Genomic DNA, 23,605 nt, shown 5'->3' on the forward strand with positions numbered 1-23,605 from the left:
TTTAAAATCAACTTCATGAAAAAACTATTATTATTATGTTCTTTAATGGCTATTTACACCGGACATGCTCAACTAAATTTTTGGGAAAAGTCAGCTAGAGAAAACATAATGCCATCTCAAACAATCAAACGATTGACCATTCCAACTAACTATGAGGTGTTCTCTTTAGATTTGGAAAATTTTAAAACGACGCTATTATCAGCACCAAAAAGAGAGGTTTCTTCAGAGTCTAATCTCATCATGTCCTTTCCAAATGCTGAAGGTGAATTGGAGAATTACAGAGTTTATGAAGCTTCTGTTATGCATCCTAATTTACAAGCACAATTTTCGGATATTAGATCATATGTTGGTTTAGGTGTTGATAATAAAACGGCAATGATTCGTTTTAGCACTACATTGTTTGGTGTACATGCCATGCTTTTTGAAGGAAACAGAGAGGTACATTACATAGATACTTATACTAATGATTTAAGGGAATATATAGTTTATTCCAGAAAAAATATTCAACCAACTGAAGCTTTTAATTGTTTAGTTGAAGATGAATTAGTAGGAGAAATAGATGGGATTCATTTTTCGCCAAGAAATAATAATAGCATTTTTTCTGACACAGGGATTTTTAGAACCTATCGATTGGCAATGGCTTGTACGATAGAGTATGCTCAATTTCATTGGCAAGCTGCTGGAATGACTGCTGCAACTCCTGAAGTAACTAGAAAAACAGCCGTTTTAGCGGCTATGAACGTATCAATGACCAGAATAAATGGTATTTACGAAAGAGATATGTCGCTCACCATGCAGCTCGTGCCTAATAACTTAGATATCATTTTTATTACTAGCGATAACTTTAATAACAATAATGCAGGAACTTTGATTAATCAAAGTCAGACAGTTATTGATGGAATCATTGGTACTGCAAATTATGACATTGGACATACAGTTAGTACTGGTGGTGGAGGGTTAGCACAACTTAATGCACCATGTACTGGTAATAAAGCACGAGGAATTACAGGGTCTTTTGCACCAGTAGGAGACCCTTTTGATGTGGATTATGTAGCCCATGAAATGGGACACCAATTTGGAGCAACACACACACAAAATAACAATTGTCAAAGAACCGCTGCAACTGCAGTAGAGCCTGGAAGTGCTTCAACTATCATGGGTTATGCCGGAATTTGTGCACCAAATGTTCAAAACAACTCTGATGCCTACTTTCATGCTTTTAGTTTAGCACAAATGGATAATTTTGTATCTGGGGTAGGGAATTGTTCAAATAATATTTCTAATAATAATGACGCTCCAATTATTCAACCCATCCCAAATTATACGATTCCAAGAAGTACAGCTTTTGTTTTAGAGGGAAATGCTACTGATGCTAACGGTGATGGATTAACTTATTGTTGGGAGCAAACCGACACCGGTTTTGCAATTCAACCACCAACCGCTACGGATGCAACAAACGGACCAAGATTCCGTTCTAGAAATCCATCAACAAATCCAAATAGATACATGCCTATCATGGCAACGATTTTAACAGGAGCAACTTCCAATGCTTGGGAAGTGGTACCTTCCATTGCTAAAACAATGAATTTTTCATTAGTTGTGAGAGATAACAGAACACCTAATGGGGGACAAACCGCTAGAACAAATATGTCTGTTACAACTGTTGCTAATGCAGGACCATTCTTAGTAACAGCACCTAATACAAATGTTTCTTGGCAAGCAGGAACGAATCAGAATGTTACTTGGGATGTAGCCGGAACAACATCTAATGGCGTCAACACTCCTTATGTAGATATTTATTTATCTACCAATGGAGGCTCTAGTTTCCCTATTCTTTTAGCTAGTAGTGTGCCAAATGATGGCTCAGAAATAATTACTGTTCCAAACAGTGTTGGAACCACCAACAGGATTATGGTGAAAGGACATAATAATATCTTTTTAGATGTTTCAAATTCAAACTTTTCTATCACAGCTCCGGTATCAACTATGGCAATTGCCTTTAATGGAGTAGCAGGAGAACAAAACAAATCGGTATGCCAAGGTAGTAACATAGTTTTCAATTTAGCATATCAAACATTTGGTGGATTTAATGCCGACACAACTTTTTCTGCAACTGGAAATCCAACCGGAACTACAATATCTTTTAGTCCTACGTCTGCAAGCACACAAGGAAACATTCAAATGCAAGTAACAACCACCGCATCAACACCTATAGGATTGCATCCTATTATGGTAACGGCTACTTCCGGGTCAACGACAAAAACAGTGAATATGTATGTAGAGGTTGTCAGTGGAAATTTTTCAGATATAACGTTAACTTCACCAGCTAATGCTACAACGGTTGAACCTGTTGGAGTTGCTTTTAGTTGGACAGCAGACCCCAATGCAACACTTTATTCCATACAAATAGCTTCAGAACCTTCGTTTAATACCATTATTGAGGAGAATTCAGTGACTACAAACAGCTACGTTTCTTCCAGCTTACCTAATGCAACTACTTTATATTGGCGGGTTTCACCGGGGAATAACGCTTGTTTAGGAAACTTTTCAACGGTATTTTCTTTTTCTACAACATTTTGTTCAACAGCAATTTCATCGGATGTACCGGTTGTAATCCCTTCTAGCGGAACACCTACGGTTAATTCAACACTAACGATAGCTTCTGAAGATAATGTTGAAATTCAAAAAGTTACGGTTACTTTAAATATTTCTCATACTTGGATTAATGATTTAATAGTAACCTTAATCAGTCCTTCGGGTACACAAGTACAACTACTAAATAGAGAGTGTAATCCAAACCAAGGCGATGAGGATGCTATTGCTACATTTGATGATGATGGAATTATTTTGGTTTGTGGTGCTAATCCAGCGATTTCAGGGATTTTGATTCCGGAACAACCACTTTCTGCTTTAAACGGTCAAAATTCACAAGGTGTTTGGACATTACGAGTGCAGGATACTTTTAATCAAGATGGGGGTGCCATCAATAGTTGGAGCTTAGATATCTGTAGCGAAAATGCCCCTGCTAGTGTTGAAGAAGTTTCCGGTTTAACTTTCGGACTTTATCCAAATCCGACAAGAGGAAATTTTACAGTTGCAATGAATCATGTTGAATCTGAGCAAATTGAAATAACGGTATTTGATTTGAGAGGGAGAGTTATTTTCAAACAATTGTACGCAAACAACGGTGCTTTTAATCAAGAAATAAAGTTGGAAAACCCTCAAACAGGCATTTATTTAGTGAAGGTTTCTGATGGGTCGAATCAAGAAACAAAACGTTTGATTGTTGAATAAATTATAAGAAATCCAAATTTAGAAGCCCGTTTTTCTTTAAGAGAAATGGGCTTTTTTTAATATTAAATAGAAATTGAACGTATAATATGAGGTGTTTTTTCATTTAAAAAAGATAAATCGAAATGGATTACATCTTTTTTTTGCGACAAAATTAATGACCCCTTTTCTATTTTAAAGTAACCGGTCTGTCCTTTACAAAAACAATGACGACCAAAAATGAGTTTAGTTTGCGTTAGCTCTAAATCAGTCAAGGACAAAGATTGATTAGAATTCACAATCTCAAAAATTATGTCTTCTCGGTAATGATTGTCTTGTAAATTAGCTTGTTCGGTTTTGTTATATTGAAAATGAATTACGGTTGTTCCTTCGTTGTTTTTGATATCGTAATACATTCCTCCCAAATCGTCATAAAGCAGAATGAGTTGTTTGTTTTTTAAAATTTCAATGTTACATTTTCCATCTATCGGGCATTCACTTGAGATTATAGCTGGAGTTGCGGAAGTATTTTTTTGAGCTTTGCAGGAAAATAATAAACCTACTAATACAAGCATAATTACTTTTTTCATGGTTAATATTTTTAATGCATATCTCAAAAAGTAAGCCAAATTACTTTCCATTAAATTCGTTCATGGTATTATTTATTCCGGCTAGGGCGAAGGATTGGATAATTTCACTGGATTTTTCTAATCGTTCAGGCAATTTTAATTTCTCTTCTTCATCCCATTCGCCTAAAACATAATTTACTTGTTGCCCTTTTTTAAATTGGTCACTTATTCCAAAACGAAAACGAGGATATTCTGTTGTGTTTAATAAACTTTGAATACTTTTCAATCCGTTATGACCACCATCACTACCTTTGGTTTTAATGCGAATTGTTCCAAAACTAAGGTTTAAATCGTCTGTGATAATCAATATGTTCTCTTTTTCAATATGTTCTTTTTCCATCCAATATTTAACAGCTTTGCCACTTAAGTTCATATATGTGTTTGGTTTTAGAAGAAGTAATGTTCGGCCTTTGATTTTAAACTCTACCACTTCACCTAATTTGGCAGTTTGAAAGCTAATGTTTTCTTTCTTTGCAAAATAATCAAGAACTTTAAAGCCTATATTATGACGGGTATTTACATATTCGGCTCCCATATTTCCGAGTCCGACTATCAGGAATTTTTTCATATCCGGTGCGTTGACTGTTTTTTGTGTTTGAAAAAGTGATGCAATCCAGTTAATCATTTTGCAAAAGTACGAAAGTTTATAATTGTAAGTCATTTTGTTTGGTAGCATGTTTTGTCCTTAATGAGATAGAAAGTCTTGAATAGCCTAAAATTGATTTATTTTTGACTTTCAAACTTTTAGTGCTACCTAGAAAAATTATTTAAGCAATTAAACTTGTAGTGATTGGTCAGATTGTATCATAAAAAAAGCACCGGCGTAAACCGATGCTTTTATTCTTAAGAAAAGAGATATTATTTTTTCTTTTTTGCAGCTCCTTTTTCTGCTTTGGCAGCTTCTTGAGCAGCTTTCATAGCAGCACGAGAAATTCTTACTTGAGCAACAACAGTATTATCAGGATGCATTAATTTGAAACTGTTCGTTTCAATTTTAGTAACGTATAATTTGTTGCCCATTTCTAATTCAGAAATGTTAGCTTCCACATAATCGGGTAAATTTTTAGGTAATGCTTTTACTTTTAAACGACGTTGGTTTAACCTCAAAACACCTCCACCTAATACACCAGGAGAAGTTCCTGTTACTTTCACAGGAATTTCCATCATGATTTCTTTGTCGTCTTTTAATTGATAGAAATCAATATGTAAAATTTTGTCTGATACCGGATGGAACTGGATGTCTTGTAAAATAACATCGGTTTTTGTTCCGTTTCCTAATTCAATTACAACAGTATGTGCGTTAGGAGTGTAAACCAAACTTTTGAACGCTTTTTCTTCTGCTGCAAAATGTACTGGTTGATCTCCTCCGTAAATAACGCAAGGAACCATTCCAGCATCACGTAAGGCCTTTGTTGACTTTTTGCCTACGCTTTCTCTTTCTGATCCTTTAATCGTAATCGATTTCATTGTAAAATATATAAAATTAATAAATAAAAATTCTGTTCTCTTGTCCGTTGTCTTTTTTCGGTAATCGATCGGCTAATCACTAAAAAAATTACATTAAAAATTTCCCGCTAATGGAATTGTTGTGTTGCACCATGTGCATAACTTCAGCAAAAAGCGGTGCACAACTCACCACTTTAATTTTGTTTGATTCTTTCTTTAAAGGGATAGAATCAGTGACAATTAATTCGCTCAACTGCGACTTTTCAATTTTTTCATACGCATCACCTGATAAAATGGCGTGAGTACAGATAGCACGAACGCTCAATGCTCCTTTTTCAATCATCAAATCGGCTGCTTTTGCCAAAGTTCCGCCGGTATCAATCATATCATCTACTAAAACGACATTCCTTCCTTTTACTTCACCGATAAGTTCCATTGTATCAATTACGTTGGCCACCTTTCGCTGTTTGTAACAAATTACTACATCAGATTCTAAAAATTTAGAATAGGCATAAGCTCTTTTGGAACCGCCCATATCGGGTGAAGCAATTGTTAGATTTTCCAAATTCAAACTTTTCACGTACGGTAAAAAGATGGTGGAGGCAAACAAATGGTCAACCGGTTTTTCAAAGAAACCTTGAATTTGATCGGCGTGTAAATCCATCGTCATGATTCGGGTTGCTCCGGCTGTTTCCAATAATTTAGCTACTAATTTAGCTCCGATTGGCACTCTTGGTTTGTCTTTTCTGTCTTGTCTGGCCCATCCGAAATAAGGAATTACTGGGGTAATGTGTCGGGCTGATGCTCTTTTAGCAGCATCAATCATTAACAAAAGTTCCATCAAGTTGTCTGCACTTGGAAAAGTAGAACAAACGATGAATACCCGCAATCCACGAATCGATTCTTCAAAAGACGGTTGAAACTCACCGTCACTATATTCAGAGAACGTTACTTTACCCAGCGGAATTCCATAGTGTTGAGCTATTTGTTCGGCTAGGTATACACTTTTTGAACAAGCAAATATTTTTGCTTCCGGTTCGTTGTGTGACATTTTAAATGGTTGTTATGTAGTTAGTTAGTTGTGTCTCGTCAAAACGAGGTGCAAATTTAGAAATAAAAATCAACTTAGAAAGGAATTTTTCCACAAATTTCTTGAAAATGTCTCAAAAAATTAGTTACATTTGCACCCACAAATAACTTCCCAAGCCCGGATGGCGGAATTGGTAGACGCGCACGACTCAAACTCGTGTTCTTAGGAGTGTGGGTTCGATTCCCACTCCGGGTACTTCAAAAATTCTTAACAAGCTGTAAAACTGCAAGTTAAGAATTTTTTGTTTTTAGAGTTGTACGGTTTTTGTATTGTTGGATTTATATTATGTTTTTTTAAAGTCTATTTGTAATCTTTTGTTTTACTATAAAGTTTCCTCATTTTTAAATTAACCTTATTTCTTTTTTGAAGATTGACAGGTCAAAGGTTGTCAAACTTTAGTTTAAAACAAGAAATGTTTCTATAACAGCAAATGTAAGCACTAGAAAGGATGAAGTATAGAAGAGTAGCCTATTATTCATAAAACTACTTATAATGTTGGCTAGAATTATTGCTATGAAAAAGTTTATAAAGTATATTAAAATAGCAACATACCACTTATAATGATTAAGAATTAAAAGAAATGACATTACCATTATAATGAGACTAAAAAGTTTTAAAATGGTATCTTTCTCTTTTGACTTAATTATTCCTCTGGACATTTGTTTTCTGTCGTGTATAATTTTTAAACAGACTACAATTAAACCTAATATTGCAATTTGTTCATCAGATGAGGTCTCAAATGGATTCATTCTTTAGGTTTTAATTTTTATTTTAAAGTTACGAGTTTAATATCTCTGCTAGAATATTTAACCATCTCTTCAAGGAGGTTGATTATATAATTATAGTCTTCTGCATTATTAGATTCACAAATTATAATTGGAGCTGAACCACTAATTTTATCTTGGTGTTTTTCTCTGAATGTAATATACTTATAACTAGTTGTTTCATTTATCACTATTCTTTCTATTGGTTGTGGAAATTCAAAATTTAATGCAACTGAATTTAAACCTAAAACATTCTTTTTTAATATTCTACTCTGATAATACTGTTTGTCTAGTTCAAAAATTATTTGTTTATAAGTTGTAAACGGGATGGCTAAAAAACCTAAAACTCCGACACCTAGCCCAATTAGCATAACTGGAGCTATTTTGTCAATCAAAAAATCATTATCAGTATGACCTAATAAGACAATAAGAAAATATACAATTGCTAAGCCAACTAAGCCATAAACTGCCTTGGTTTTTACTAATTTAACTGCATTTGAGTTTTCAAATACTATTTGATTTTCTTTACTATTTGTAGCAAAATTATATATTTCTTTATCCATATTTTTAAGAGTTTCATCATCAAGTTTCTCAAATTTTTCTTCTCTCCAAGTAATGCACAAAGTATGGTTCTTTTTCATGATATTTAATTTAAAGTTGTATTGTGTGATAACCGAATAAAGCAAAAATAAAACAATTTTTGAGTTGTATTACTTTACAACTCAAAATTGTTAAATGACAGATACTTCTGTACATATTAAAGTGGGGAAACGCATCCAAGAAATCAGAACTTCCAAAGGAATTTCTCAGCAAATCTTGGCAGCTAAATGTAATTTTGAAAAAGGGAATATGTCAAGAATAGAATCTGGTAGAGTAAACATAACGCTCTCAACTATGAATAGAATTTCCACAGCATTAGAGGTTGAACTTATTGAACTTTTTAAGTTTTAGCTATTAATAATATATTATTAAAAAATTAATATTAAAGTTTTTATTCTTTTTTACACCTGTTTAGCTTCATTGACTCGTTTAAAAAAGCTCTGGAATTTGTAAAACTATAAAAACCATTTTTGGTAATTATTAAGTGGTCTATCATTTCTATATCAAGTAGTTCAGCACATTTTATTATTTTTTCAGTTAACTTAATATCCGCATCACTTGGAGCTAAATTCCCAGAGGGATGATTGTGACAAATAATAATACAAGATGAATTACATTTTAGTGATACTGCAAACAAAAGCTTAACATCTACTACAGTTCCAGATAAGCCACCTTTTGAAAGTGGATAAATACCAAGTACTTTATTACCTCTGTCAAGCAGTAAAACTTTAAACTCCTCTTGTAGTTCTAAAGTATCTTTATTCCAGTTGTCTAAAATTATGTTATAAGCTATTCTACAAGATGTAATTTTTTCCCTTTCCATACCTTCTCTATTGTATGAAACCTTTATTTCGGCTAAAACATTCATATCTAAAGATGTATATTTAAAAATATTAAGTAAAAAATTTAAAAAAGTACACCCTCTTTATCATTTTGGATGGCAAGAGTACCAACAAAATAGAGGGTGTAATTAGTGTTTTAATGAACTAGTTCACCATTTTTAGAAAACGTATTTCCTTGTGGAGTGCTAGTCATGAAATGTTCAATAGTTGTTTCACTTTTCTCCACAGTTTTGGTTTCAACATCAGAATCACTATACTCAAATCTATGAGTTAGTGTTAGTTCCTCTCCTGTTTCTTTAACTGTGTACTTGTAAGGCTCACATTTGACTTTCACAATACATCCTGGAATTTCAGTGCCAACTAATGATTTACATGTTAGTTCATCAAAGGTTGAAGAGATTCCGGCTTTTCTTGCGGTTACATAAAACTTTCCTGTTTCTTGGGATTTTACCAATTCTATTCCACCTTGTAACACTAGGATAAAGAACTCTCTCCCATCCTCAGCTTGTCTTTTTTGATAGTTAATAATACGTACCATTTCTTAAATTTTTGAGTTAAACATTTTTTGTAGCTTTAAAATCTTCAGTTAAAAAAAGTTATGCTATCACCTATAACATTAATTTGACCTGATAAAATTTTTAGCTGTTATAAACCAGTGGGGATGTTGTAATCCACTCTGACTATGTGGGGGCTTTGCGTGGAGACTCTCATTCTTTTATTTTTAAAGTGTTTAAAAAATTTATAAATTAAATTTTCTATACTTTTACTCTTTAAAAAAAATCTAAAAAGATGAATAAAAAAGTATTTATCTCTTACAGTTGGGGAACAAAAGAACATCAAGAATGGGTTGTTAATCTTGGTAAAAGATTAATGAATGATACTATTGATGTGGTATTAGACAAATGGAGTTTAAAAGAAGGTAATGATATTTTTCATTTCATGGAAAGTATGGTTAAAGCAGATGACATTTATAGAGTTCTCGTAATTTGTGACAAGAATTATAAGAGTAAATCTGATAACAGAGATGGAGGGGTAGGAACAGAAACCCAAATAATAACACCTGAGATTTATAGTAATCAGAAACAAGATAAATTTATTCCACTGGTGCGAGAAAGAGATGAAGAGGAAAGCCCATACCTTCCTATATATTTATCATCTAGAAAATATATAGACTTTAGCAAAGAAGAATATTTTGAAGATAGTTATGAAGAGTTATTAAGAAATATTTTAGATGCACCATCAATACCCAAACCAAAGTTAGGGGATAAAGTACCCCTGTATATAACTGAATCTGCCGTAAATAATACACAAACTAACTCTATAGTAAGAACCTTAGAAAACCAGTTAAATAAGAACCCTGAAAAACTTAATAGCTATGTAGAACACTTTCTAGAGTCTTTTTTAGAGTCTATGTGGGAATTTGAAATCAAAGGAGGTTCAGTTGTAAATGATAAGTACGGTGAAGATTTGATAGAAAATATAAAGTCATTTAAAGTTTTGAGAGAAGATTTTATTAGTTTTCTTTTGATTATAGTTAAACCCGAATATGATTTGGATGTTGACATTTTAATAAATTTCTTTGAAAAAAAGAATTTATATAGTAGACCGAGGGGAGGAGCTTCTAGTTGGAGTCCTAATAACTATGAAAATTTCTCAATATTTTTTCAAGAGTTTTTTATTTATACAATTGCAATTTGTTTAAAGAGAAAAAATTATGAGTTAATAGGCGAGCTACTCTATTCAAAGTATTACCATAATAATTTATACATAGGAAAGAGGGAGTCTAAAAGATTTACAGAACTTTATTCATTTAAAACCAACTTAGAGAATTATATTCAGGTAAAGTTTAATATGTTAACTGGGTTTGGTCATTTAGTAATTACTAATCTTTCTGATAAGGTAACTAAGAATGAAGTAATTCTAGCAGATTTAATATGTCACTACATTGGGGATTTGTACAAAACAATAAATGACTATAAGGATTCATGGTTTCCTTCAACTTATGTATATAGAGGTGACTATTATGATTTTGAAATCTTTGATAAGTTGAGTTCAAAACGTCACTTTGAAAAAGTTAAACCTATTTTTAATGTTGAAACTATAGAGGAATTTAAAGAGCTGATTAATAATTATAAAGATAGTAAAAAGGGTGTTGACAGAATAAGATACTCAAGAGGTTTTGAGGTTATACCCTTTTTATTTGAAATGATAAATTTAGATGAAATAGGTTCTAATAGATGATATAAAATTATCTTAGAAGTTTAAACCCAACCTCTAATTAAAGAGTTTGGGTTCTTCTCAACTCAAAAACTAAGATTAGTCATATTACTAACACTTAATTTTTAAGTTATGTGATAAATTCTCCACATAGTATATTAAGATTTTATCACAGGAATTTAGCTGTTCATTAAATTTATGAACTTTTCAAAAAGTAATTTTCTGATGTACTTCTTAGTTATTAATAAGTCATTTTTAATTAGTAACTTTTTGAACTTATCATTTTCTCTTTTTTTGGTTTGTGGATGAACACCTTTCATTTCTTCAGACCAAAAAAGAGGGTTGGTGTACTTAATTAGGTCATTGTAGTCATTTGAATCTTTTAAAGAGGTAGTACTAAATTCATCTACAATAACTATCTCATCAAATCTTTTAATTAAATACAGAAATAATTTTCTAAGTATAACTTTATTTTTCAGGTCATATAAAAAATAGATTTCCATTGAACGGAACTCTAGAGCTTTGGTAAATTTAATCTCAAATCTAAGTATGTTAATTTCCTGATTAAACTGCATTCCTTTGTCATAAACTTTTATAATGTAATTACTATGAATAAAACGTTTTAATTCTCCACTTCCTCTAAAGTTTTCACTTGACCCAGCTTTATCTTTATGTAATATGAAATTTCCACGTACAATACTATCTGGAGGTCTATCTAAAACTATATTTAAACCAAATTCTAACTGAGTTAGCTTTCCTTCATTTATAACTTTAAACTTCTTCTGAATTATATCTATTGCTTCAGAAAGTGAGTAGTAGCCAAAGTCATTATAATTTTGGTCTTCTGACAGTTTTAGTTGGTTGTAAAACTTATGAAGAGAGTTTTTTATATTTCCTGATTCTTCTGATACTCTTACATCTAAACTTACAAATTTGGTTTTATAATATGGTTTAATTTCTCCAGTATGGTAAACAAATGTACCCTCTAAGTCTGGGAAGTTCTTTTTGTCCATAACAAGTTCTTTGAACTCGCCATTGTCTCTATAAATAAGCTTAATGAAGTCTATCATATCATTAGCTCTTTAAAAGCGTCAGACACTCTACAACCTCACTCTTTTTATAGTATCTTTTATTACCTATACCATAGCATTTTAATTTTCCTTGTTTTGTCCAATACCATAAAGTAGTTGAATCTACTTTTAAGAAACGAAAGGTTTCCTCTCTTGTTAAAAGGATTTCATTTTTCTCCCCTTTGAGAACTTCTAATGCATCATCCATCTGTTTTTTTACAGATGTATTAATAATGTCCTTTAAATCTTGTACATCTAAGTTATGCACTAATACACTATTTTCCATAATTATCTTTTAAATTATGGTGCAAGTAGGATTAGGTATTTTTTAGGACTTGCCTAATTCGTCTCTGTTGTAGAAATTCCCATATTAATAAGTTCTTTTTCAACTTTTTTCACCCTTGTGGTTTTGTTTAGAGGGTTCTTCTTTTGGTCAACTTGAGGACTGTAAATAGGGTTGAGATAAGGTTGAAGTGTGGTTGTATTTTCGCCTGTTATTGCAGATAAAAGTTCAGCGAGTTTATGGGTGGTAGTTTGTAGACCATATTTTTTTCTGAGATAATCCAAAATTCCTGTCTTATGAAGATAGATAACTTTTACAAGAGCAGACGAGTCACTATAATTTAATAGCTCATCATCTGCTATTTGAGATAGTTTCTGATACTTAAGCTCTAATAACCCAATTTTTTTTACTATTGGCTTAAATAGGTCAGGATGGTAGTTAGTATTGCTGAAATTCATTTTAAGCCAGTTTAAGTGGTTTATTTCTTCAAGAATAAATTCTTCTTCATTATAAATTTTATTATCATCCATAACTAACGCTTCAGCAAGCCTAATTTCATAGGTCATTTTATAAGCAGATGTTGGGCAATGACTCCAATACACATTTTCATTTTTACTTGCTAAGAAGACCTCTAATGAAAGTTGAAAGATATTTTCTCTAATTGCTGAAGAATGTTCTTTTGGATTAGAAGAGGTCTTAAATCCATTCTCTATATCAGCTTTATCCAACTCTAACTCTTGTAAATTTTTGTATAACTCTTGAAAACTCATAATTAAAAATAATTTGATAATGACTTAGCTCTATCAGTTTGACTCTTACCTATATAGTTTAAAAACATCTTTTCAGTTTGATGACCAGTAGCACTCATTAAAAGTGGAGTAGGTATTATACCGTAATGATTAGTAGCAAAAGACCTTCTACCTATGTGAGATGTAATAAGTTCATTTTTTGGATAAAGTCTTTTGACCTTTCTGTTAATTTTAGCATCTAACTTTGAACCTTCTATAGGGTCTGATATATTAGCAATTTTAGCCACTAGTTTAATGTATTTATTATACTTTACATCTGATGTAGGTCTAGGAAAATCACCTTTCCTTTTTTCTAATATCCTAACAACTTCTTTGTGTAAAGGTAAAATAATATTTTGATTAGTTTTTTTTTGTGTAAATTCAACATAACTAATTATTTTACCGTTTTCTACTGTTTCGGTCCTTATCTTAGTTTTGTCAAACTTCATAAAGTCAGAAACTCTCTGACCTGTAAAGCAACTTATTATTAGCCAGTCTCTTGCATTGTCAAGGTATTCTGGTAAGTCTGTTAATTCTGATATTCTTTTAATTTCATCAAAATTTAAGTAGACAATGATGTTCTTTTCTTTCTTTAATGACCAGTTAAAAATCTCTTCATTTACTTTTAATGTGGATTTTGCATGTCTACAAATTGTTTTAATATTAGTGAAATCAACTAAAATAGTATTCTGATTATATTTGAGTTCAGTTAAAAATCTTTTGAAGAGATTTAATTCAGCATTGTCTAAAGCTTCAATTGCTAGTTTGTTTTTTACCTCTTCTTCATACTTTTTAATTTTATTTTTTGTGGTAATAAGTTTCTTTTTAGTATTTTTATTAGTTATAAGTAGCTCAACATAGTAGTCAAAATAGTCAGTTAAAAAAATAGGTATGTTTGTTTTTAACTCTCTTGGGTTGTAAAACTCATTTATTTGGTATTTAAGCCAATCTTTATTTACAATATTAACATTGGATGAGTTCAACCTATTAAGAATATGTGAAGTCAAGTCATTCATAGCCTTCTTTGCTCTTGTTTGTTCATTAATGAGATTTACATCTTTTAGGTTTTTCTGATTTAAGTGTTTTAACCAAAATGTTTTCTCAATTGTAATCTTTGAATTTGAGCCTATTACTATGTCTTTACCCATGTATCTAAATAGTAATCTAAGAGTTAAATCAGCTTTATTCTTTGTTGACCTGTATAAAAAATTTACTGTTGCCATTTTTAAATTCTATTAAAACAATACAAATGTAATTTCTGTACAGTTCTTGTACGGCATGGTTCAAATCTATTAAATCTAGTTCAAAAGTAAGAGAATAAAATGAGAGGTTCTTTTGATGTGAGGTTTTGAATATGATGACATATAGAAGGTTTTTAAGAGGTTCTCAGAAGTTTGCTTTTGAATAGTAAAGATTCCCACTCCGGGTACTTCTAAAAACCTCTCAGCGATGGGAGGTTTTTTGTTTTCTACGTACATTTTCGTATTTCAAAAAAGATTTACTATTTTTAATTTTGGATTGTAATTCAATAATTCATGAAAAAAAGAATTGGCATAGTTGAAGACGACCGAGATTTACGTGAAGCTTTAGGCTTGATGATTCAGTTTACGGATAATTATGAATTAGTTGGGAGCTTTGAAAATGCGGAATTAGCTTTAAAACACTTACCATTTTTGGAAGCAGATGCTGTACTAATGGATATTAATCTTCCTGGGGAAAACGGAATTATTTGTGTTAATAAACTAAAAACTACTTGTCCGCAAGTATTGGTTTTAATGTGTACTTCTTATGAAGATGATGTAAAAATTTTTCAGAGTTTAGAGGCAGGAGCAAGTGGTTATATTCTTAAAACGGAAGGACCTGCAAAAATAATTGGAGCTTTAGACGAAATGTTTTTAGGAGGAAGTCCAATGAGTAGTAGTATAGCCCGAAAAGTAGTGGCTAGTTTCTCTAAAATGGAATCACAAAATAAATTAACCGAGATGCTTACCGCCAGAGAAAAAGAAATTTTGCATTTATTGGCCAAAGGACAAATGAATAAAGAAGTGGCGAATCAACTTGAAATAAGTAATGGAACGGTTCGAAAACATATCCAAAACATCTACGAAAAATTACATGTTAACACTAGAGTAGAAGCAGTGAATATGTTTTTAAAACGTTAAAAATGAAGATGAAATTATATTGTTATCTTGTAGTGTTACTGATTTTCAGCCTTGGTAAATCACAAGATTTATCTTATGAAAGCAAACTCGTACAGTTCAAAAATTGTAAAACAGTTGACTGTAAAATAGCCAAAACATTTGTTTTGGCTGAATATTTTTTAGAGACAGATGATATTCAATCTTCTCAAAAGTGGTTAAATCAAACAAAAGACTTAGTTTCTCCCAAACAAACTGATACTACCTCAGTTTTTATACATAGTCTTCAATCTGAATTATTTTATTATGACGGCTTATTTCAATTTGGCACGAATGAAGCAGAAAAGGCCATACAAAAAGCGAAATTACTTCAAGACAGCTTACTTATTGCGAATGGTTATTTCTTTAAAGGAATAAACCAATTTGAAATGAATAAATGGAAAGATGCCGAACATTCTTTGAGGCATGCGAGAAACTATCAGCCAAAGCAACTAAAAATTCATGTCAGAAGCAACATCCAAAATGAGCATATATACAATAATATTGCTCAATTAAAGCTAAAACTAAATCAAGCCGATTCTGCGGTATGGTATAATTCAAAGGCCTATCAATTTGCAATAAATGCTCAAAGTAAAAGAGGAATTCCTAATGTAGAGCAGACGTTTGGTCAGATATATTTACAGGAAAAAAAACGAGATAGTGCTTTTTTCTACTTTCAAAAGAGTATTGTTTCAGCTCAAAAAAGTGACTATTTTGATATTATTTTACTCAATTATGGTTTTTTGATGCAATGTGCAGAAGACAATCAGGGACAGCGGAATAAATGGTTTGAAAAAGGATTAGAATTGATTAATCAAAAGATAATAAACAGTACATATCAATACTATTTTTATAAAATATCCGCTGAGGTTTTTAGAAATAAAAATCAAATGGAGCAACTTTCTTTTGTTCAGGATAGAATTATAAAAATAAACGAACAGACTCGTTTAAAGGGAAACTTAAACATTCAAAATATTACGGAACAATATGCAAAGAGTGAAAACATATTATTATTACTTCAAGTTGAAGAATTACAAAAACAACGAAAATTCACTGTACTTCAATTAATTGCGGCTTTACTCTCTGTTATCATTTTGTCATTAATGATAATTATTATCAGGCGTAAGAATAAAATTCAAAAAACCTTATTACACCAAAAAAATGAAATTAGTAAAGACTTACATGATGATATAGGCAGTGGTTTAAGTAGCATACTCATTCATGCCGATTTGTTATTAAAAAACGAATCAATTTCTGAAAAACAAAAAGTTTTTGCATCAAAAATTAGTCAAACCGGAAAAGAAATATCACAACGGTTGAATGCATTTATTTGGTCATTAAATACCGAGCAAAATACACTTCAACATTTTTCGGAATATGTAAAAACATACGGGGCAACTCTATTTGAAGAAACACCGATTACTTTTTCATTTAAAACAAATATTGAGGGAATTGAACATATTAAAATGAATGGACAATTAAGAAAAAATTTATTTTATGCAATCAAAGAAGTTTTAAATAATTCGCTCAAGCATGCTGAAGCCACAAAAATTGTTTTCAACATGAAGTTGGTTTCTTCGAAACAACTCCAAATTACAATTCAAGATAATGGAACCGGTATAAGGAAAGAAAACGTCTTTGGAAACGGTATAAAAAATATTCAAAATCGAGTACAACTAATGAAGGGGACCTTTACTATGAAAACACAAAACGGATTGGCTACCATCATGACTATACCGATGTAAATTAAAAATAAAAAGGTAAGTTTGGAAAAACAGGAATACGCTAAAGAGCGTATTTTTTTGTGCCTAAATGGATTGTTAAGTTGGGGTTTTACTAATTTTTTTTAAAAAGTATTGTAATTACTTATCTTCTTCAATATTAAAAAGTAAAAGACACTACGGATAATTTCGTATTGTGGTATTCAATTGATAATCTGAATTTTATATTCACAAACCACGATGATGAATTGAATAGATTTTTCATGAAAAACCACTATTATGAAAAAAATAATTGTCCACCTATTTTTAGTTTTGACAACATGTGTTTTTGCACAAGTTGGTATCAATACTACCTCGCCTAATGCACAATTGGATATACAATCCACAAACCAAGCCAATCCCTCCAATACCGATGGTATTTTGATTCCTAAAGTTGATGTCTTTCCTACCGTTAATCCGGGAGTCAATCAAAACGGGATGTTAGTGTTTTTAACGACCACTGTAGGTACTGATGCTCCTGGTTTTTATTATTGGGAACAGGCAAGTACTAGCTGGGTGCCAGTAGGGAATAATGGAAATACCGGATGGAAGTTAACAGGAAATACAGCAACTTCGGGTAATTTTTTTGGGACCATCAATAATCAAGATCTACGATTCGTAAGGGGAAACAATCTGGCAGGTATCTTGGGAACAACAAAGACCTCCTTTGGTTTATTAGCAGGATTGGGAAATACTTCTAGTACAGCTGCTTTTGGATCATTTGCACTGCAATTGAATAGCGGTTTTGCTAATAGTGCTTTTGGTTTTCAGGCTTTAAGGGCTTCGGGTAATGGGGATTCAAACAGTGCTTTTGGGGCAAATTCTCTATTGGACAATACGATAGGAAGCCATAATACCGCCATGGGGGTTCTGTCAATGGGAAGTAATACTACGGGCGATAATAATACAGCGATTGGTACTAATTCTTTAAGAGCAAATATTGCTGGTAGTGAAAATACTGCTATTGGTGGATTTGCTCTTGCTTCAAATACCGTAAGTCAAAATACTGCAATAGGTTATAATGCCATGGAAAATAATACTATTGGCTCATTTAATACGGCAGTTGGCGTATTTTCTATGAATAATAATACAACAGCTAGTAATAATAACGCTTTTGGCTTTTTTTCGTTAGAAGGTAATACTACTGGGGGCAGAAATGCTGCTTTTGGAACTAACTCATTAAATAGCAATAGTACGGGTAGTGATAATGTAGCTATGGGTCATCAATCTCTTAGATTTAACCAAACTGGGTTTAGAAATGTAGCCTTAGGCTCTTTTGCCATGCAAGCGAATGTTGGGGGATTTCATAATGTAGCTATGGGGTATGAGGCATTATTGAACAATATTGATAGTCAATCAAACATAGCCATTGGCTCCTTAGCACTCCGAGAAAATACTAGTGGTCAAACCAATACTGCCGTTGGGGCTAGTGCACTTCAGTTATTACTTAGTGCAAATTCCAATACGGCTATTGGCGGGGCTGCCCTGCAATTAACTACTACGGGTGCCAGTAATACTGGTGTGGGAAGAGATGCATTAATTAGTAATACAACAGGAGCTTTTAATACGGGATTAGGGGCCAATAGTAATGTAGGGGCTAATAATTTAACAAATGCAACAGCTATAGGTGCTAGATCGCAAGTAGACAGCAGTAACAGTTTGGTTTTGGGAAGTATTAATGGTGTTAATGGTGCAACTGCAAGTGTTAATGTAGGTATTGGTACAACCACTCCTGTAACCAAGCTCCATATAGTTGATGGAACCATAGGAGTTGCTCCTTTTTCAGGTGCAAAAATGGTGTTAGAAAGTAGTAGTGATGCCTATCATCAGTTTTTAACATCCAATGCTTCGGTAGCTACCGGGTCAGGACTTTTATTTGGAACTCCTGCTGGAAATATAAGAGGAGGTGTGGTCTTTAGTGCACAGGCAGAAAAAATAGATTTTAGAACGGGAGGAAATACCGCAAGAATGACTATTTTAAACTCTGGTTTAGTTGGGATTGGTACTACAACACCAGAAAGAAGGTTACATATTTCAAATGGTGTAAGTGGTGGAACATCCAATGGCAATACTGGCTTATTGTTAGAAAGTGGTGGCAATGTATATCATCATTTTTTAACACCCAGTGCTTCCGAAAAGGGGTTGCTTTTTGGCTCTGAATCAGCATCAATTGAGGGAGGTATTATTTTCAATAATTCAGCATTGAATAACGGACTCATCTTTAGAACGGGAGGAAATACCAATAGAATGGCTATTACCAGTGCAGGTGATGTGGGTATAGGTACCTTAACACCTTCCAGGAAATTCGAAGTTTCTGCTACTGGAAATGTTTTTACAAGAATCACTAGTTCCAGTGGTGGGCAGGCCGGTCTAGAACTAATGCGAACCGGAAACTCCGGGAATGACTGGAAACTCATAGATAGTAGTGGGGAGTTAGAAATTAGAAGGGGAGTTACAGATTTTACAACAGAACTATCGGAATTTAATTTTACGGCTATAGAATTCGTTCCTTCTATAAATAATGGAAAAACCTTGGGCTCCAGTACCCGGAGATGGTCAGCTGTTTTTGCCAGTCTTGGAACTATTCAAACTAGTGATGCCCGAGAAAAGCAGGATATTGAAAAATTAACGTATGGACTTGATAAAATTATGCAGTTAAAGCCCAAGACCTATAAATGGATAGACGCCACCATCGATAACCACACCCCACATTTAGGATTTATGGCTCAGGATTTACAAGAAATACTTCCCGAAGTGGTGGTGGATAAAGAGTGGAAAAGTATAGATGAAAATGGAAATAAAGAGTGGGTATCAACAGAAAGATTAGGGGTTAATTATGCTGAAATAATTCCTGTTTTAGTGAAAGCCATTCAGGAGCAGCAAGTACAGATTGAAGAGTTGAAAAACAAAATTGCAGAAATTGAAAATAAGAAGAAATAAAAGAAGGAACATATTTTTTTAGAACAAAACATTTATAAGAAAACAGGAATACGCCAAAGAGCGTATTTTTTTTGTGCCTAAATGGATTGTTAAGTTGAGGTTTTACTAATTTTTTTTAAAAAAGTATTGCAATTACTTATCTTCTTTAATATTAAAGAGTAAAAGACACTACGGATAATTTCGTATTGTGGTATTCAATTGATAATCTGAATTTTATATTTACAAACCACGATGATGAATTGAATAGATTTTTCATGAAAAACCACTATTATGAAAAAATTAATTGTCCACCTATTTTTAGTTTTGACAACATGTGTTTTTGCACAAGTTGGTATCAATACTACCTCACCTAATGCACAATTGGATATACAATCCACAAACCAAGCCAATCCCTCCAATACCGATGGTATTTTGATTCCTAAAGTAGATACATTTCCGGGAGTCAATCCGGGGGCAAATCAGAACGGAATGCTCGTTTTTTTAACCACAACGGTTGGAACAAACACACCCGGATTTTATTATTGGAATAACCCGACTACAACTTGGGTTCCAATAAAAGGCACTGATACCGGGACACTTGACCAAGCCTATGATTTTGGAGGAGCCGGTAACGGAAGAACCATTACTGCTGATGCAGGAGCGGTTTTAATTGATGGAACGGATGGGTTGGTTTCCACGGGATCCTTAGGAAGTGGAGTAACTGTACCAAGCGGAAGCGGATCAAGAATGGTTTGGAACCCTAGAAAAGTTGCCTTTAGAGCAGGTCGTGTTTCGGGAACTCAATGGGATGATGTTAACGTAGGATTTTTTTCAACTGCATTTGGTTTCAATACAACCGCTTCAGGAATTCAATCAACTGCATTCGGAATTAATACAATTGCAAGTAGTTCCAATTCAGTTGCATTTGGGTCTGACAACACGGCAAGCAATATCAACACAGCTGCATTTGGAAATAATACAACAGCCAGTGGAGGCACTTCAACTGCTTTTGGTTTTAATACAATAGCATCAGGAAGCATCTCAACCTCTTTTGGTTTAAATACAATAGCATCTGGGGATAACTCGATTTCTTTTGGTGACAATACTGTTGCATCCGGTTCTAGATCAACGGCTTTTGGAGCTTACAACGCTTCACCTTCTTATGGAGAAACAGTAATCGGTATTGGTGCAACAACGTATATACCATCTCCCAATGGTGATACCCAATTCCGACCTTCAAATGCAACCGACAGACTTTTTGTTATTGGAAATGCAACCGATATTAATAATAACAATATAGTAGAATCAGGAGAGCGAAGTGATGCTTTAATTATCCAAAAAAGTGGCTTAACACGTTTACCCTCAACAACCAATACTATGATTGATGCTGCTGATGGAAAAGCAGTGGTGACTAAAGAATATTTACAAAGTAGCACATCTGGTACGTTAGACCAAGCGTATGACTTTGGAGGAGCAGGTGCAGGCAGAACAATTACGGCTGATGCAGGAGCGGTATTAATTAATGGTACAGATGGCTTGGTTTCTACTGGTACTTTAAATTCTGGTGCAGTAGCTCCAAGTGGTGCAGGTGTGCGACTGGTATGGAACCCAAATAAAGCGGCTTTGAGGGCAGGAAATGTATTAGGTACATTTTGGGATGATGCCAATATTGGTTCATCATCTGTAGCTTTAGGGAATAATACTAGAGCTTCTGCTTTTGCTTCAGTAGCAATTGGGAATTTTGTTACAGCAACTGGACTTGGCTCTTCAGCGTTTGGTACAAGTTCTACGGCAAATGGACAAGCATCAACTGTATTTGGAAGGCAAAATGTTGCCAATGGAAATGAATCTACTGCATTTGGGTATCATAATTTTTCAAATAGTTATGGTGAAACAGTTTTAGGAATTGGAGCTACAACCTATTCTTTAACAGCTAATGGCGCAACACAATTTAGAGCCGCTAATGCTACCGATCGCTTGTTTGTGATTGGTAATGCCATTGATGCCAATTTTAATAGTTTTATAGAAGCTTCTGAACGGAGTGATGCGATGGTGGTCTTAAAAAATGGAGCAACCGGAATAGGCTCTTCTACACCAAATGCTTTATTAGATATAGCTTCAAATGACAAAGGAATTATGGTACCCAGAGTTGCATTAACTTCGGCAAATGTTGCCAGTCCGATAATCAATCCAAGCGGAGGTACTCTTCCCGAAAGTACTTTAGTATATAACACAACAACTGCTGGAGTGGGAGAAAATGAAGTAACGCCCGGTTTTCATTATTGGAATGGAACAAAATGGGTAAAATTGGAGGAGAATAACGGAAAAACGAAATATTATACCGCCTTAGGAACAACAAATGCTGGATCTACATCGATAAAAACACTTATGCCTGAGATGGAAATTACATTTACACCAAAATCAAGTGTTGTTATGGTAAATTTTTCAGCTTCAGGGTTTAATGCACAAGGACAAACACCAGTTTTTTTTGATGTTTTGCTAAACGGAACTATCGTAAAAAGTTTTCAAACCTCAGTTGAAGACATTGTGGGAGGCATTAACAGACCCATTTGGGATATAAATTTTCTGTATCCAATAAGTGTAACACCATTTGTAACGCAAACAATATCAATCAATTGGGCAACAATAAATACGGTTTCATCTAATTTTGTACAAACACCGGCCAGTTTTGGGGGATCATTTAGCGTTAATGCTCATAGAGTGCTAACTGTTATTGACCCGGAAGGTGGAGGTGGTATAGTAACTCCAGTTGTCCCCCCAATTACAAATGATTATTGGAATATTCATGGTAATACGGGAACCAATCCAACTATAAATTTTATTGGTACTTCAGATGCACAACCTTTAGTTTTTAGAACTAATAATATAGAAAGAATGCGAATTTTTAATGGAAACTTGGGAATTGGAACGGCTTTTCCAAGTGCCCCTTTAGAAGTGATGGGAAATATTAGAATGGTAGATGGAAATCAACAAACCGGGAGAGTATTAACAAGTAGTGCGACCGGATTAGCTTCTTGGCAAGATTTAAATACATGGAGTATTTTAGGAAATGCCGGAACCGATCCTACAACAAATTTTATTGGCACCTCAGACAATCAATCTTTTGTGTTCAGAACAAATAATCTTGAACGTATGCGATTAGATGCAAATGGAAATTTTGGCATAGGTACCACAACTCCTAACAAAAGATTTCATATTGCAGACAATTCAACTTCAACAACCATTGGCCAACTCTATTTAGAACAGTCAGGGACAGGGGATGCTATCATGCACATTGGAAACACTGGAGCAAGACATTATAATTTAGGTTTGGACACCTCTACAGATAATTTTAAAATTGCAACACACGCTACGACACCAAATTCACTCACCTCAACAACCTTAGTTACAGTACAACCTACCGGAGAAGTAGGCGTTGGAACAACTGTTCCAAACCAAAAACTTCATGTGTCTGGTCCGGCTGGTCTCACAGCAATTAAAATTACAAACACCTCCTTAACGGGTGCTACCAGCAATGTAGCTTTAGATTTTCAAAGAGGTGGTAATTCCAATACCGATTGGCGAATTTACAACATCGGACCCAATTTAACCATTGCTAATAGTGGTGATGAATTAACTACTATAAACGATTTATATCAATTTCAGATAAGCAGATTTATGCCGATGAATGATGCCACGCAAAACTTGGGAGTTGGAACCAATCGTTGGAATACTCTTTTTGCTACAAAC

At 33.4% G+C, this 23,605-nt stretch carries 17 protein-coding genes, 1 tRNA gene and 1 pseudogene; 8 read left to right on the forward strand and 11 right to left on the reverse strand.

The window, feature by feature from the left end; all coding sequences use genetic code 11:
* The first annotated feature begins 15 nt into the window (after nucleotides 1-15).
* On the forward strand, nucleotides 16-3,294 hold the full coding sequence (locus R2782_RS09420; RefSeq protein ID WP_371267979.1) for a reprolysin-like metallopeptidase: 3,279 nt from the start codon (nucleotides 16-18) through the stop codon (nucleotides 3,292-3,294).
* 62 nt (nucleotides 3,295-3,356) lie between these two features.
* Here R2782_RS09420 and R2782_RS09425 read toward each other — a convergent pair whose 3' ends face one another.
* The 4 genes from R2782_RS09425 to R2782_RS09440 all read right to left on the reverse strand — a co-directional run bounded on the left by R2782_RS09425 (nucleotide 3,357) and on the right by R2782_RS09440 (nucleotide 6,396).
* Nucleotides 3,357-3,860, reverse strand: coding sequence for a hypothetical protein (locus R2782_RS09425; RefSeq protein WP_371267980.1), 504 nt, complete (start codon nucleotides 3,858-3,860; stop codon nucleotides 3,357-3,359).
* 40 nt (nucleotides 3,861-3,900) lie between these two features.
* Nucleotides 3,901-4,524 (reverse strand): aminoacyl-tRNA hydrolase, encoded by a 624-nt coding sequence (pth, locus tag R2782_RS09430; RefSeq protein ID WP_371267997.1) that lies wholly within the window; start codon nucleotides 4,522-4,524, stop codon nucleotides 3,901-3,903.
* 233 nt (nucleotides 4,525-4,757) lie between these two features.
* Nucleotides 4,758-5,366: a 50S ribosomal protein L25/general stress protein Ctc gene (locus R2782_RS09435; RefSeq protein ID WP_371267981.1), complete on the reverse strand. Its 609-nt coding sequence runs from the start codon at nucleotides 5,364-5,366 to the stop codon at nucleotides 4,758-4,760.
* A gap of 88 nt (nucleotides 5,367-5,454) precedes the next feature.
* Complete coding sequence (locus tag R2782_RS09440) at nucleotides 5,455-6,396, reverse strand: ribose-phosphate pyrophosphokinase (protein WP_371267982.1); 942 nt, start codon at nucleotides 6,394-6,396, stop codon at nucleotides 5,455-5,457.
* A 154-nt stretch (nucleotides 6,397-6,550) separates the two neighbouring features.
* Between R2782_RS09440 and R2782_RS09445 the strand changes: the two genes are divergently transcribed.
* Nucleotides 6,551-6,630, forward strand: a tRNA-Leu gene (locus R2782_RS09445).
* A 571-nt stretch (nucleotides 6,631-7,201) separates the two neighbouring features.
* On the opposite strand, the gene R2782_RS09450 is transcribed toward R2782_RS09445, so the two are convergent.
* A complete protein-coding gene (locus tag R2782_RS09450) occupies nucleotides 7,202-7,840 on the reverse strand; it encodes a hypothetical protein (protein WP_371267983.1) in 639 nt (212 codons plus the stop codon).
* A 94-nt stretch (nucleotides 7,841-7,934) separates the two neighbouring features.
* On the opposite strand from R2782_RS09450, the gene R2782_RS09455 reads away from it, so the two are divergent.
* Entirely contained in the window at nucleotides 7,935-8,150 is a 216-nt protein-coding gene (locus R2782_RS09455; RefSeq protein WP_371267984.1) for a helix-turn-helix domain-containing protein, read from the forward strand.
* A 40-nt stretch (nucleotides 8,151-8,190) separates the two neighbouring features.
* Here the strand turns inward: R2782_RS09455 and R2782_RS09460 are convergent, their stop codons facing one another.
* The gene (locus R2782_RS09460; RefSeq protein WP_371267985.1) at nucleotides 8,191-8,667 is read right to left on the reverse strand and encodes a JAB domain-containing protein; all 477 of its coding nucleotides are present in this window, start codon (nucleotides 8,665-8,667) and stop codon (nucleotides 8,191-8,193) included.
* Between the two features lie 110 nt (nucleotides 8,668-8,777).
* Entirely contained in the window at nucleotides 8,778-9,179 is a 402-nt protein-coding gene (locus R2782_RS09465) for a hypothetical protein (protein ID WP_371267986.1), read from the reverse strand.
* Between the two features lie 251 nt (nucleotides 9,180-9,430).
* Here R2782_RS09465 and R2782_RS09470 point away from each other — a divergent pair, with 251 nt between their 5' ends.
* Entirely contained in the window at nucleotides 9,431-10,882 is a 1,452-nt protein-coding gene (locus tag R2782_RS09470) for a toll/interleukin-1 receptor domain-containing protein (RefSeq protein WP_371267987.1), read from the forward strand.
* Between the two features lie 155 nt (nucleotides 10,883-11,037).
* On the opposite strand, the gene R2782_RS09475 is transcribed toward R2782_RS09470, so the two are convergent.
* From R2782_RS09475 to R2782_RS09490, 4 genes are read right to left on the reverse strand one after another with little or no spacing between them, the layout of a single operon-like run.
* A complete protein-coding gene (locus tag R2782_RS09475; RefSeq protein WP_371267988.1) occupies nucleotides 11,038-11,928 on the reverse strand; it encodes a hypothetical protein in 891 nt (296 codons plus the stop codon).
* Nucleotides 11,929-11,932: 4 nt separating this feature from the next.
* The gene (locus R2782_RS09480) at nucleotides 11,933-12,214 is read right to left on the reverse strand and encodes a helix-turn-helix domain-containing protein (protein ID WP_371267989.1); all 282 of its coding nucleotides are present in this window, start codon (nucleotides 12,212-12,214) and stop codon (nucleotides 11,933-11,935) included.
* Nucleotides 12,215-12,267: 53 nt separating this feature from the next.
* A complete protein-coding gene (locus R2782_RS09485) occupies nucleotides 12,268-12,981 on the reverse strand; it encodes a hypothetical protein (RefSeq protein WP_371267990.1) in 714 nt (237 codons plus the stop codon).
* A gap of 2 nt (nucleotides 12,982-12,983) precedes the next feature.
* Complete coding sequence (locus tag R2782_RS09490) at nucleotides 12,984-14,222, reverse strand: phage integrase SAM-like domain-containing protein (RefSeq protein WP_371267991.1); 1,239 nt, start codon at nucleotides 14,220-14,222, stop codon at nucleotides 12,984-12,986.
* A 312-nt stretch (nucleotides 14,223-14,534) separates the two neighbouring features.
* Here R2782_RS09490 and R2782_RS09495 point away from each other — a divergent pair, with 312 nt between their 5' ends.
* The 4 genes and pseudogenes from R2782_RS09495 to R2782_RS09510 all read left to right on the forward strand — a co-directional run.
* Nucleotides 14,535-15,161 (forward strand): response regulator, encoded by a 627-nt coding sequence (locus tag R2782_RS09495; RefSeq protein ID WP_371267992.1) that lies wholly within the window; start codon nucleotides 14,535-14,537, stop codon nucleotides 15,159-15,161.
* Nucleotides 15,162-15,163: 2 nt separating this feature from the next.
* A complete protein-coding gene (locus R2782_RS09500) occupies nucleotides 15,164-16,921 on the forward strand; it encodes an ATP-binding protein (protein WP_371267993.1) in 1,758 nt (585 codons plus the stop codon).
* Between the two features lie 255 nt (nucleotides 16,922-17,176).
* The gene (locus R2782_RS09505) at nucleotides 17,177-19,876 is read left to right on the forward strand and encodes a tail fiber domain-containing protein (RefSeq protein WP_371267994.1); all 2,700 of its coding nucleotides are present in this window, start codon (nucleotides 17,177-17,179) and stop codon (nucleotides 19,874-19,876) included.
* Nucleotides 19,877-20,146: 270 nt separating this feature from the next.
* Nucleotides 20,147-23,605 (forward strand): annotated as a pseudogene (locus R2782_RS09510) (hypothetical protein); the annotation flags it as partial.

Source organism: Flavobacterium sp., from assembly GCF_041392085.1.
Classification (GTDB): Bacteria; Bacteroidota; Bacteroidia; order Flavobacteriales; family Flavobacteriaceae; genus Flavobacterium.